General features: G+C 49.6%; 11 protein-coding genes. 6 read left to right on the forward strand and 5 right to left on the reverse strand.

Annotated elements, in window-relative coordinates:
* Nucleotides 1-32: 32 nt before the first annotated feature.
* From uvrC to MIB40_RS04140, 4 genes are all read right to left on the reverse strand, one after another.
* Nucleotides 33-1,871 carry an excinuclease ABC subunit UvrC gene (uvrC, locus tag MIB40_RS04125; protein WP_249691154.1) on the reverse strand — a complete coding sequence of 613 codons (1,839 nt, stop codon included), beginning with the start codon at nt 1,869-1,871 and terminating at the stop codon, nt 33-35.
* Nucleotides 1,872-1,905: 34 nt separating this feature from the next.
* Nucleotides 1,906-2,559, reverse strand: coding sequence for a UvrY/SirA/GacA family response regulator transcription factor (gene uvrY / locus MIB40_RS04130; RefSeq protein WP_249691156.1), 654 nt, complete (start codon nt 2,557-2,559; stop codon nt 1,906-1,908).
* Between the two features lie 176 nt (nt 2,560-2,735).
* Entirely contained in the window at nt 2,736-3,665 is a 930-nt protein-coding gene (locus tag MIB40_RS04135; protein ID WP_249691158.1) for an electron transfer flavoprotein subunit alpha/FixB family protein, read from the reverse strand.
* Complete coding sequence (locus MIB40_RS04140; RefSeq protein WP_249691159.1) at nt 3,665-4,414, reverse strand: electron transfer flavoprotein subunit beta/FixA family protein; 750 nt, start codon at nt 4,412-4,414, stop codon at nt 3,665-3,667. Before MIB40_RS04140 ends, MIB40_RS04135 begins: the two co-directional genes overlap by 1 nt.
* A 370-nt stretch (nt 4,415-4,784) precedes the next feature.
* Here MIB40_RS04140 and MIB40_RS04145 point away from each other — a divergent pair, with 370 nt between their 5' ends.
* From MIB40_RS04145 to MIB40_RS04155, 3 genes are all read left to right on the forward strand, one after another.
* Nucleotides 4,785-6,437: an electron transfer flavoprotein-ubiquinone oxidoreductase gene (locus tag MIB40_RS04145; protein ID WP_249691161.1), complete on the forward strand. Its 1,653-nt coding sequence runs from the start codon at nt 4,785-4,787 to the stop codon at nt 6,435-6,437.
* Nucleotides 6,438-6,568: 131 nt separating this feature from the next.
* Complete coding sequence (locus MIB40_RS04150) at nt 6,569-7,033, forward strand: cyclic nucleotide-binding domain-containing protein (RefSeq protein WP_249691163.1); 465 nt, start codon at nt 6,569-6,571, stop codon at nt 7,031-7,033.
* A 7-nt stretch (nt 7,034-7,040) separates the two neighbouring features.
* Entirely contained in the window at nt 7,041-7,664 is a 624-nt protein-coding gene (locus MIB40_RS04155; RefSeq protein WP_249691165.1) for an HD domain-containing protein, read from the forward strand.
* 41 nt (nt 7,665-7,705) lie between these two features.
* Here MIB40_RS04155 and MIB40_RS04160 read toward each other — a convergent pair whose 3' ends face one another.
* Complete coding sequence (locus MIB40_RS04160; protein WP_249691167.1) at nt 7,706-9,019, reverse strand: adenylate/guanylate cyclase domain-containing protein; 1,314 nt, start codon at nt 9,017-9,019, stop codon at nt 7,706-7,708.
* A 234-nt stretch (nt 9,020-9,253) separates the two neighbouring features.
* Here MIB40_RS04160 and MIB40_RS04165 point away from each other — a divergent pair, with 234 nt between their 5' ends.
* Genes MIB40_RS04165 through MIB40_RS04175 form a run of 3 tightly spaced genes read left to right on the forward strand, consistent with a single transcriptional unit; the run spans nt 9,254 to nt 12,395 of the window.
* On the forward strand, nt 9,254-10,474 hold the full coding sequence (locus MIB40_RS04165) for a glycosyltransferase family protein (RefSeq protein WP_249691168.1): 1,221 nt from the start codon (nt 9,254-9,256) through the stop codon (nt 10,472-10,474).
* Nucleotides 10,475-10,479: 5 nt separating this feature from the next.
* Nucleotides 10,480-11,625 (forward strand): glycosyltransferase family protein, encoded by a 1,146-nt coding sequence (locus tag MIB40_RS04170; RefSeq protein WP_249691170.1) that lies wholly within the window; start codon nt 10,480-10,482, stop codon nt 11,623-11,625.
* Nucleotides 11,622-12,395 carry a polysaccharide deacetylase family protein gene (locus tag MIB40_RS04175; RefSeq protein WP_249691172.1) on the forward strand — a complete coding sequence of 258 codons (774 nt, stop codon included), beginning with the start codon at nt 11,622-11,624 and terminating at the stop codon, nt 12,393-12,395. The genes MIB40_RS04170 and MIB40_RS04175 overlap by 4 nt, the downstream gene beginning before the upstream one ends.
* Nucleotides 12,396-12,425: the final 30 nt, after the last annotated feature.

Below are 12,425 nucleotides of genomic sequence, written 5' to 3' on the forward strand. Positions count from 1 at the left end.
AGGCATCAACAGAAGCGTAGATATTAGAGCGATTAATCTGGATGTAAAGCGTCATGAATGGCTTCGGCCAAATGGGCACTGATCCCCTGCACTTTCTGTAGCTCACTCACTGACGCCTGACTAACCCCCTGCAAGCCTCCAAAGTACTTCAGCAGCTGCTGTCTACGTTTGGCCCCAATACCGGGCACATCCTCCAATGCAGAACGATTACGGGCCTTGGCGCGCCTCTGGCGATGACCCGTGATGGCAAAGCGATGCGCCTCATCACGTATAGACTGGATCAGCAACAATGCCGAAGATCCTCTAGGCAACTGAATCTCTTCGAAAGACCCGTTTACAATCAGGGTTTCCAGTCCCGGCTTGCGCGTTTCTCCCTTAGCAACCCCGACAAGCAATAGATCAGTCAACTCCAGCTCCTCCATTACCTGATTAGCCATAGACAACTGCCCCTTCCCGCCATCAATGAACAGCAGATCGGGCAACCTGCCCTCCTCTTTCAATACCCGGCTATAACGGCGATGCAGGGCTTGGCGCATAGCGGCGTAATCATCACCCGGGGTAATATCGGTGATGTTGAAGCGCCGGTAATCTGATTTCAACGGCCCCTCATCATTAAACACCACACAAGAAGCGACCGTCGCCTCCCCCGAACTGTGGCTGATATCAAAGCACTCCATACGCGCTGGGATCTTGTCCAGCTCTAGCAGCTGTTGCAATTCAATGTAGCGCTGGCGAATACTGGTTCGGTTGCTCAACCGTGCTTGCAGGTTTTGCACCGCATTTTTTTGCGCCAAATTGATCCAACTGGCTCGATCTCCGCGCACCCTATGGCGGATGACCAGGGCACGACCTACCCCGGAAGAAATGGTTTCTTGCAGTAATTCTGAAGATTGAATATCGATGTCTGTGACTACCTCCTCAGGTACATCTCTGCCACCCTGATCCCCCAGATAAAGCTGGGCTAACAAGCCACTGTATATATCCTCAAGCGGATCGTCTGTTTTGCGTTGGTGGAAAATGCTCCGATTACCTGCGACACGACCACCACGTATGCTTAACAACGCAAAGCACAGGTGATCCCCCTGCTCCGCCATAGCAATGACATCGATATTACCGCCATCACGATCGACCACCTGCTGTTCCTGAGCCGCCCGAAGCTGAGTCACCTGATCCCTTAAGTCAGCTGCTTTCTCGAATTCCAACGCAGCCGCCGCCGCTTCCATTTCTTCCAGTAGCAGATAGATCAAGGCTTGGCTTTTGCCGCGCAAAAACAACCTGGAACGCTCAACATCAGTAGCATACTCTTGCTCACTGACAAGCCCGGTACAGGGAGCTTTGCAGCGCTTTATTTGATACTGGAGACAGGGTCGGGTCCGGTTGCGGAAATAGCTGTCTTCGCATTGCCTGACCCGAAAGACACGCTGCAGTATATTCATACTTTCCCGAATAGCACCGGCGCTGGGATAAGGTCCGAAGTATTCGACACCTCGCTTTTTTCGCCCTCGGTAAAACCCCAAACGGGGGAATCCCCCCCCCGGAGCGATAAAAACATAGGGGTAGGATTTATCGTCCCTAAGTAGAATATTGTAGGGCGGGCGGTGATTTTTAATTAGATTTTGTTCAAGTATCAGCGCTTCGGCTTCAGTATTCGTCACAATCGTCTCTATATGAACGATGCGAGCAACCAACGCAGCCGTTTTCGGCGCAAGGCCACTTGAGCGAAAATAACTTGCCAGTCGATTCTTCAGGCTTTTCGCTTTACCCACGTACAGAATAGCACCACCTTCGGCATACATTTGATAGACGCCGGGGTGGTGGTGCTGGGTTGCCAGAAAGGCTTTGTGATCAAAAGCAGGAGGTGAGGCCGCCATAAAACCCCTGATAGCGGTTCCAATAAAACAGAAATTATCCGGCTACACTCTCACCATCAACCATTCCGTGACGAACAGCGAGCAGAGTTAATTCAACATCACTACTGATGCCGAGCTTATCGAATATTCTGTAGCGATAACTATTAACAGTCTTTGGACTAAGGCATAGCTTATCGGAGATGACCTGCACCTTATGGCAGTTAACAATCATCATCGTGATTTGAATCTCCCGCTCCGACAATTGGTCAAATGGCGAGCTTTGCTCCTCATCCTGAAAAGGTTTCAGAGCCATTTGCTGAGCTATATCGGCACTGATATAGCGCTTGCCTTTCGCCGCCATACGAATCGCGTTGACCATATCATCCAAGCCCGCACCCTTGGTGACATACCCGGAAGCGCCCGCTTTCAGCAATCTGGAAGGAAAGGGTTCGTCCTCGCAAACCGTGACAGCGATCACTTTGATATCAGGATTTGATCGCGTTATTTTACGGGTGGCTTCCAAACCGCCGATGCCAGGCATTTTCACATCCATCAGAATTACATGGATATCCAGGCGTCGCGCAAAATCGACCGCTGCCTCACCACTTTCCGCTTCTCCAACAACAGTAATACCGTCTACATCAGCAAGCATTCTGGTGATACCGGTACGCACCAAATCATGGTCATCAACAACCAGTACATTAATCAAATACGAACCCTCCCCGCAAATCTCTTTATTATTATCAGGTTAAGAGCACAACTTAATGCTATTAATGAAACTGTAGTGCAATTCCTGACAATTAAAATAGCAGATCGGCAGTACTATAGACAGAAAAAAGGCCCACCCCGAAAGGATAGGCCTTCTTACTTATTCGCAATAATTGTCTATACAAGCTTTTCCAGTTCAGGAACAGCTTCAAACAGATCAGCGACAAGACCGTAATCAGCAACCTGGAAAATAGGCGCTTCTTCGTCCTTGTTAATTGCAACAATAACTTTACTGTCTTTCATGCCGGCGAGATGCTGGATAGCACCAGAAATACCCACAGCAACGTAAAGGTTTGGCGCAACAACCTTACCTGTTTGTCCAACCTGCATGTCATTCGGGACAAAACCAGCATCAACCGCTGCACGAGATGCACCGACCGCTGCTCCCAGTTTGTCAGCAAGGGTATACAGCAACTCAAAGTTTTCTCCATTGCCCATACCGCGACCGCCCGATACCACGATGTCGGCAGCTGTCAACTCAGGACGGTCGGACTTGGCCAGCTCTTCGCCGACAAAGCTCGATATGCCCGCATCTTCAACGTTGGCAACCGCTTCAACATTTGCACTTCCACCTTCAGCAGATGCGGCATCAAAACCCGTGGAACGAACCGTGATCACTTTAACCGTAGCACTGGACTGCACGGTAGCGATCGCATTACCTGCATAGATAGGTCGGGCGAAGGTATCCGGGCCTTCAACTCGAATCACTTCAGAGATTTGATCAACATCCAGCAAGGCAGCAACGCGAGGCATGTAATTCTTGCCGCTGGTAGTCGCTGGCGCCAGAATGTGACCGTAGGACTTGCCCAGATCAGCAATCAATAATCCCATATTCTCCGCTAACTGGTGCTCATAAGCAGCATTGTCGGCCACCAATACCTTGCTGACACCTGCAACTTTAGCGGCCGCTTCTGCGGCACCGCCGCAAGCATTACCGGCAACCAGCACATCGATGTCGCCACCGATTGCCTGAGCTGCAGTTATGGTGTTAAGAGTTGCACCGGCCAGACTGTCATTGGAATGTTCTGCAATTACTAGAATAGCCATTAGATCACCTTCGCTTCGTTCTTCAGTTTCTCAACCAACTCCTCAACGCTGGCTACCTTGATACCAGCTTGACGTTCTGCTGGCGACTCAACTTTCAACGTTGTCACGCTGGATGAGGTTTCAACACCCAAATCTGCCGGGGTTTTGGTATCCAGAGGCTTACGCTTGGCTTTCATAATGTTAGGCAAGGAAGCGTAACGAGGCTCGTTCAAACGAAGATCTGTGGTCACAATGGCAGGCAAACTCAAGGAGACTGTCTGCAATCCACCATCAATTTCACGGGTAACAGAAACCTTACCGTCAGCAACATTAACTTCGGAAGCAAAGGTACCCTGAGGAAGCCCTGCTAACGCACCCAGCATCTGGCCAGTCTGGTTATTGTCGCTATCAATTGCCTGCTTACCAAGAATGATCAGATCAGGCTTTTCCTCATCAACAACCGCCTTAAGCAATTTGGCGACACTTAATGAACCCAGGCTTTCATCGGTTTCGACCAGAATGCCACGATCAGCACCCAGCGCAAGCGCAGTACGAATCTGCTCCTGGCACTCTTTTCCACCCATGGAAACCGCAACAACCTCAGTGGCAGTTCCGCTCTCTTTCAGGCGAACGGCCTCTTCGACAGCAATTTCATCAAAGGGGTTCATGGCCATTTTGACGTTGGTTAAATCAACATCTGAATTATCCGCTTTAACACGGACCTTTACGTTGTAATCTATGACTCGCTTTACAGCTACAAGAACCTTCATGGAATCCTCGTATGATGTCCGTTTATAGTAATATCCACCAGGAACAGGTCACCGGCGGCTCGTTGTATCTTCATTGGCGATAATGCATGCCGTGAAGACGGGGTTTTTAAGTGGGCGGTATCTTGAACCCATCCCTATAGCAGGTCAAGGGATGCGCCCTTCAAGATACGGTTATTCATACCAACCGAATATCTCCACCCGGTGCAATGATTCAAAAATCATGCTGCTTGAACTCGAAAACAGACCCCTTTCGAAACAACCAGTTAGACAATATTAAAACAACTGTTTAAAATCCAGCAAGCATCTTTTGGGAGTCCAGTCCAATATTGGCTCCAAATAACAACATAAAATACCCTTGAGGAGATACAGCGTGGAACGAGAATCGATGGAGTTTGACGTCGTCATCGTCGGAGCCGGACCTTCTGGCCTGTCAGCCGCTTGCCGTCTTATGCAACAAGCTCAGGAAGCCGGAAGTGAGCTCACCGTATGTGTGGTGGAAAAAGGCTCTGAGGTTGGTGCCCATATCTTGTCTGGCGCTGTAATCGAGCCGACTGCCCTGAATGAGTTATTTCCAAACTGGAAGGAACTGGGTGCACCTCTCAACACACCCGTCTCAGGCGACGAAATCTTTGTGCTTAAAAATCAGGAAAAAGCACAAAAAGTGCCCAACTTTTTCGCTCCTAAAACCATGCACAACGAGGGTAACTACATTGTTAGCCTGGGCAATGTCTGCCGCTGGTTGGGCGAGCAAGCCGAATCCCTTGGAGTAGAGATATTCCCCGGCTTCTCCGCATCCGAAGTGCTTTTCAATGAAGATGGCAGTGTCAAGGGTATCGCCACAGGCGATATGGGTATCGGAGAGGATGGCAGCCAGAAAGACAGCTATATGCCTGGCATGGAGCTGCATGCAAAGTACACCTTGTTCTCAGAAGGTTGCCGAGGCCACCTGGGCAAACAACTGATCGCTCATTTCAACCTTGATAAAGACGCAGAACCCCAACATTACGGCATTGGCATCAAGGAACTCTGGGATATTGATCCAGATAAACACCAACAAGGACTGGTCGTTCATACTGCCGGTTGGCCACTCGATGAAAGCGGCACCAAAGGCGGCGGCTTCCTTTACCACATCGAAAACAACCAGGTCGCGCTCGGTTTAATAACCGATTTGTGCTACAGCAATCCTCATCTGAGCCCCTTCGATGAAATGCAGCGCTACAAGCAAAATCCGGTTATCAAGCAATACCTGGAAGGCGGAAAGCGAGTTTCCTATGGTGCCAGAGCAATTGCCAAAGGTGGTCCGCAGTCTTTACCCAAAATGAACTTCCCGGGCGGGCTCCTGCTTGGTTGTGATGCAGGCACCCTGAACTTTGCCAAGATTAAGGGCACCCACACGGCGATGAAATCCGGAATGGTTGCTGCCGAAGAGGTCTTTAAAAGCATCCAGAACGGAAGTCAGGGCGGTGAAGACCTGGAAAGCTATCAATCCGCTTTCGAGGCATCCTGGGCTTACAAAGAGCTGTATCAGCAGCGTAACTTTGGTCCGGCGATGCATAAATTCGGTAATATTCTGGGTGGTGCTTTTGCCTTTATCGATCTCAATATTTTCAACGGTAAACTGCCCTTTACTATGCAAGATCGTACACCGGATCATGCCACCCTCAAACCGGCCAGCGAATGCCCTGAAATTCACTACCCCAAGCCAGACGGCGTCATCAGCTTTGACAAACTAAGCTCTGTATTCCTGTCCAATACCAATCACGAGGAAGACCAACCCTGTCACCTTCAATTGGCTGACGACAGCATTCCTCTTGGAAGCAATCTGGCGCAATTTAACGAGCCGGCTCAGCGTTATTGTCCTGCCGGGGTCTATGAGATCGTGGAAGACGAAGAAGGCAAGCGATTCCAGATCAACTCCCAGAACTGCGTTCACTGTAAAACCTGTGATATTAAAGATCCTGAACAGAACATCACCTGGGTCACACCAGAAGGGGCTGGCGGGCCAAATTACCCCAACATGTAACATGGGGGCTTGGCTATGATCGATAAAAAAGGGGCTATTAGCCCCTTTTTTATGCAACGCCAGCTTCTCACAGTTGCCTGCTGCTTCATTCTTGAGCAAAATAAACCTACCCCACCTTCAGGAGTAGTCGTTTGGAAATTGATGAGGAAGTCTGCCAGCTGGCAAAGGTTCCAATGTTTTCCAAGCTGGATAAGTCGAAGCTACGTTTAATAGCCTTTACCAGCGAGGCCCTTCATTATCAACCTGGTGAAATCCTTTTTAAAAAAGGAGAACCGGCCGATAGCGCTTTTGTCGTACTCTCCGGCGAAGTAGAAGTATTGGCCGATACCCATGGTGAAGATCTTGTTGCCGCCGTACGTGGGGCTAATTCTTTGATTGGGGAAATGGCCGTCATTACCACCGACCCAAGGTCCGCAACCTTGCGCGCACGAGATGATGTTGAAGTATTGCGTATTGGGGATGATGTCTTTATCAAACTGTTAACCGAAAATCCCGAAGTTTCCCTGGATGTGATGCGCCAATTAAGTAGCAAACTGGCCGAATCACAAACCGCTTATGAAACTCTGCAAGATAAGCTTCGTGCTTCTGGCGGTTAGAAACACAATGGATCAAAAGCGCTTCATCAAACTTTGGCAGGACCTGCTTGCCAACAGCTCGGCAACACCGGCTGAGAAAGCCTGGCTTAAAATCACTGAATACTATTCGCTTAAAGATCGCTTTTATCATACCGGCGACCATATCTGCTTTTGCCTCACACAACTCGACCAGGTCATAGGAGAGCTTGATAACGCTCAGGAAGTCGAGATGGCACTCTGGTTTCACGATGTTATCTACCAAATGGGCAGCGATTCGAACGAGGCCGACAGTGCGACGCTCTTTTGCCAGCTGATTGGCAAAAACTCAGCACTGACTGGAGTCAGGAAGCGGGTATCTCAACTTATTATGGACACTACCCATGATACTGAGCCGCAGACAAAAGACGGCTGTTATCTTGCAGACATTGATATCTCTTCTCTCGGTCTACCTTGGGAGGAATTCTTAAAGGACAGTGACAATGTGCGAAAGGAAAGTCCTCACCTGGATGATCCTGCATATCGCTCTGGCCAACGTCGGTTCTTTGAAAGCCTGCTGAGCAAATCTTCCATTTTTTATACAGACTATTTCTACCAGCGATACGAGCTACAAGCTCGTGACAACCTGAGCAAACTCCTTGAGCAGCCCGTTTAATCCTGTATTTTCCGGACAAAGCCTCCCGATCACTGCATGCGCTAGGCATCTACCGTGTATAAGCGGGTGATTTTACTTCTACCACGTATCATCACCTCGCCAACCTCCCTGAACGCAAATACATCTCCAGCCTGAACTCTGCATTCTTCGGAGATTAAAATACAGGTGCCATATTCCTTGTTGAGCTGCTCAAGTCGTGCCGCCATATTGACCGCATCACCGTGCACCGTATAGCTTAAACGCTCACTCGTACCCACAAGACCACCAACCACCTTACCGGTATTAATTCCGATACGAGTGACAAAATCGGGATCATGATCTCGAAGCAGCGCCTGTATTTTAAGCGCAGCGTGAATGGCGTTCACCGCATGCTGCTGATTGGAAATGGGCATGTTAAACGATGCCAGAACCGCATCCCCCTGAAACTGGTTGATTGTGCCTCCCCAATCGACAATTGGCCCTGATAGCACACTAAAATAACGATTCAGCCGCTGAATCAGATGTTCTGGGTCGGTCTTTTCACTTAATGAGGTGAAACCCTCAATATCGGTAAACAAAATGGTCGCCTCCCCCACCTTGCCAGCACCAAACTCCAGCTCCGGTGCATCCAGAGAGACTTGGCGAGCTACCTCAGCAGGGACAAACCGGGCGAGATCATTGGCTATCTTGGTTTCAACAACCGCTTCTACCAACAAGCCTCTTGCCCGGGTGATTGCCAGGGCAAGAATAGAGGTAACAAGCACCATAACGATCATTTTATCGAACTCCGCGCCTAACAAAACCGAATTTGAGGTTAGGTAGTTAACATAATCACGGGTCAGAGGCATCTCGCCATCGTCGGTGTATAGAACATAGAGCACCATCAACATCCAGCCAACAACGGCACAAAAACCGGCAAAAAGCACATAGCGAGCTTCAAAGCGTAACGCCCTGATAGCAATAAAAATGAATACATACAACAGGGTCGGAGCCTTCAGATAAAAGGCAGGAGGCTGCTGATATTGCATATGAAAGCTCCAAATCAACCCATACAACAGAGTGAAATTCAGAACGATTGCACTATAGGAACGCCAGCTTAACAAGCGCTCTGAGTACGCCTGAAACAACCCCCCAATCGCTACTAAAAAATACAAACCAAGAGCCCAGGGAACCGGTTCATTACCCACTGCAAGCAAAAGCTGGCTTGGCAAACTGGAATCAAGATTGAAAGCCAGATCAGGTGCAACAAAGGTTTTGGGGGTTAGGGAGTACAACAGCAGGAAAGTAACCACAACGGCCAGTTCAACCCAGGCAATTAAACGCTCACTACCCTGTTGCTGGCGCAGAATCGCTCCTCTCACTCTTGAGCTGCTCAAAATTTCGCCTGCGCGTTCATTCGGCTGCGTACTGGATAACCGGTATAAAAGGTCTCGACCTCTTTGAATAACACTCATCCCTTAGCTGGCCATCCTGTCATTATTTACTGTTTGACACATAGAACCCGACCTCGGTCTATTTCTTTCCCGACAAGAGTACAATTTGGCGGTCTACTGACTTATAGTAGCAACCCTGCGACCGATCTAGCCGTTTGCCCATCAGTTGAAGGAACCATGACGCAGCTTACTAAACCCGACGCCCGGGTACTGATCTACAGCCACGATAGCTATGGCCTGGGTCACCTGAGGCGATGTCATACCATTGCCCACGCCTTGGTCAGACATTACAAATCCATATCCGTTCTTATTCTGACAGGCTCCCCGATCATCGGGCGCTTTGATTTTCGTGCGCGGGTAGATTTTGTCCGTATTCCTGGGGTGATCAAGCTCTACGATGGCGATTACACCAGTCTTGGCTTACACATAGACCTGTCACACACCATGGCCATTCGCGAGTCGATTATTTATAACACGGCGTTGAGCTTCTCACCGGATATCTTTCTGGTCGATAAAGAACCCCTTGGGTTAAAGGGTGAAGTCAAGCATACCTTAAAGATGCTGAAAGCCTTGGGTACCACTAACATCCTGGGTCTCAGAGATGTCATGGATGAGGCCAGTGCGCTCGATCGTGAATGGTCAGATAAGGGGATACCACCCCATATAGACCCGCTATTTGATCAAATATGGGTCTACGGACCCGAGTCCATGGGTAACCCTCTCGAAGGCGTCTCTCTACCAGACCCAATAGACCATAAAGTACATTTCACCGGGTACCTCAATCGTCGATTGCCCAAGGCTGCGATTAACCAACCCCTTCCCCTCGAGCAGCCTTATTTGCTGGTTACTACCGGCGGCGGTGGAGATGGCGTCGACCTCGTTGACTGGGTTCTCAGGGCCTATGAAGCAGCAGAAAACCGGCTTCCCTTGCCCGCACTAATCGTACTGGGCCCCTTTATGCCCAGCGAACAACGGGAGGCCTTCGCAGAGCGTGCGTCTCAATTGCAACGCGTTAAGGTTATTACCTTTAACAATCATCTCGAGGGCCTGATTGCCAAGGCCTCCGCCGTGGTTTCAATGGGTGGATACAACACCTTTTGTGAAATTCTGTCGTTCAATAAACCAACCATCATTGTTCCGCGAAAGACGCCTCGACTGGAGCAATATATACGAGCAAGCAAAGCCAGCGCTCGATATCTGATTCAGATGGTCGATCCGGATGACCTTCAGGATACGTCCCGTATGGTGAATGCGCTGATTGAACTCGAGCAAGCCCCTACTCCATCCGAGGCTAAGGCTGATGAGATGCTGGGCGGTATCGAAAATGTCGCATCCAGGGTTTATCAAATCATGTGTGAACGAGGTCATGACCTACAGCCAAACCAACCCGAAGAATGAAGGCTTTGAAACCCCGCGTACTCTTTTACGTACAGCACTTACTCGGCATAGGGCACATCAAACGCGCAGCCCTGCTTAGCAAAGCACTTATCAGGGCTGGCTTTGATCTTCATCTGGTACAGGGTGGCGCCCCTTCGCCCATTCATTTCGAAGGTGCCCATGTCCATCAGTTGCCACCAATCACTTGTCAAAATGGGGATTTCTCATCGCTGGTCGATGGAAACGGTCGATCTGTTGATGACGGTTATAAAGCGTGGCGCAAGGATCAACTACTAGCCCTTTACCAAACTCTGCGACCGGACCTGGTTCTTATCGAACTGTACCCTTTTGGCCGCAGGCAGTTTCGTTTCGAGCTTATACCTTTGCTTGAGCTTGCTCATCAGCAAGCAACGCCGACCGTCTGCTCACTCAGGGATATTCTGGTTAAGAAAAGCGCAAACAAGCGATCGCGCGCTGAAGAAAGCGCTGAGTTGATTAACCACTATTTTGATAAGGTTCTGGTACATAGCGACCCTAACCTGGTACGTCTCGAGGACAGTTTTCCCTGCACCGAGATGATCAACAATCCTATTTACTACACAGGGTATATCGCAGAAAAGCTTGCTAATTCGGAGCAGACTACTCGCCATGGAGTCGTCATCTCCGTTGGTGGCGGCGCCGTTGGCTATGAATTACTTCACAAGGTTATGCAGTGCAAAAGTTCGACCAGACTGGCCAATGCGAACTGGAGGTGTATAACCGGACCTGGGCTTAGCTCGGCTCGCTTTACGGAGTTACAGCGAATGGGTAGCGAGAACGGCATATTGGTTGAGCGTTTCCGGGATGATTTCGTTTGCTTGTTGGCACAAAGCCAACTGTCGATATCCCAGGCAGGATACAACACTACTATGGATATCCTGGCGACCCGAACGCCTGCGCTAGTAGTACCCTACAGTAACGGTGGAGAAACCGAACAACTCCAGCGCAGCCATATTTTGCAGCAGCGAGGTTATCTGCACCTTCTTCATGAAGATAAGCTCAATGAAGCACATCTTGTGTCCGCGATTAACCAAGCCGCTCTGCAATCATTCCCTGAGATTGATATTGACCTCAATGGTGCCCAACAAAGCGCCGACTACCTTTTCGAAAGTATAACAAGGCCGACCCGATGAAACAGGAGCACCCCTGGCAACTGCTCGAGCAAGAACTGGCATTGTGGCAACAATCGGGATCCCGGCTCAGCTTATGGTGGCGTGATGATGATGCCACTAGCGACACACCGGCCTTGGAACAACTGCTGAATCTATCCAATCGGCATCAGGTGCCACTGTCATTAGCCGTTATTCCAAAAGGGCTGCAACCATCTTTGGCGTCCAGACTAAAAGGTTACACGAAGATTAGCTGTCTATTACATGGCTACGATCACAGCAACTACGCACCACCAGAGCAGCGCAAGCAAGAACTTGGTCTGCATCGACCTAAACAGCAGGTGATCAACAGCTTGGTGCAGGGGCACCAGAAACTCTCCAAAGAATTAGGAACAGCCTACCACCCTGTACTGGTGCCACCCTGGAATCGAATCAGTAAAGCACTAATCGACGAGTTATCAGCTGTTGGCTTATTGGGATTATCGACTCTAGGGCCCAGAAATGATCAGACAGATCTTACCGTTAACAATGTACACATTGACCTGATCGATTGGAAACAACGTTGCTTTGCCGGTGAGCAACGCGTTCTAAATCAGTTGGTAACTCATCTGAGGCAGCGTCGATTGAGGCAAGTCGATCCTCTGGAGACGACAGGGATTATGAGCCACCATCTTGCACATGACACGCAATGCTGGGAATTTCTGCACCAACTACTGGCCCTGCTGCAAAGCCACCCCTGCGTGCGATGGCCCAGCATAGATTGCCTGTTTCCTGATAAACATCGAGAAGCTTGAGGCTTTTATTCGCTGACTGACAATACGCTC

The organism is Aestuariirhabdus haliotis (genome assembly GCF_023509475.1).
Taxonomy (GTDB): Bacteria; Pseudomonadota; Gammaproteobacteria; order Pseudomonadales; family Aestuariirhabdaceae; genus Aestuariirhabdus; species Aestuariirhabdus haliotis.

Bases quoted from the DNA above. Each gene is read 5' to 3' on its own strand.
- MIB40_RS04135 (WP_249691158.1), bottom strand. From the start codon at position 3,665: ATGGCTATTCTAGTAATTGCAGAACATTCCAATGACAGTCTGGCCGGT.
- MIB40_RS04155 (WP_249691165.1), top strand. From the start codon at position 7,041: ATGGATCAAAAGCGCTTCATCAAACTTTGGCAGGACCTGCTTGCCAAC.
- uvrC (WP_249691154.1), bottom strand. From the start codon at position 1,871: ATGGCGGCCTCACCTCCTGCTTTTGATCACAAAGCCTTTCTGGCAACC.
- MIB40_RS04140 (WP_249691159.1), bottom strand. From the start codon at position 4,414: ATGAAGGTTCTTGTAGCTGTAAAGCGAGTCATAGATTACAACGTAAAG.
- MIB40_RS04165 (WP_249691168.1), top strand. From the start codon at position 9,254: ATGACGCAGCTTACTAAACCCGACGCCCGGGTACTGATCTACAGCCAC.
- MIB40_RS04175 (WP_249691172.1), top strand. From the start codon at position 11,622: ATGAAACAGGAGCACCCCTGGCAACTGCTCGAGCAAGAACTGGCATTG.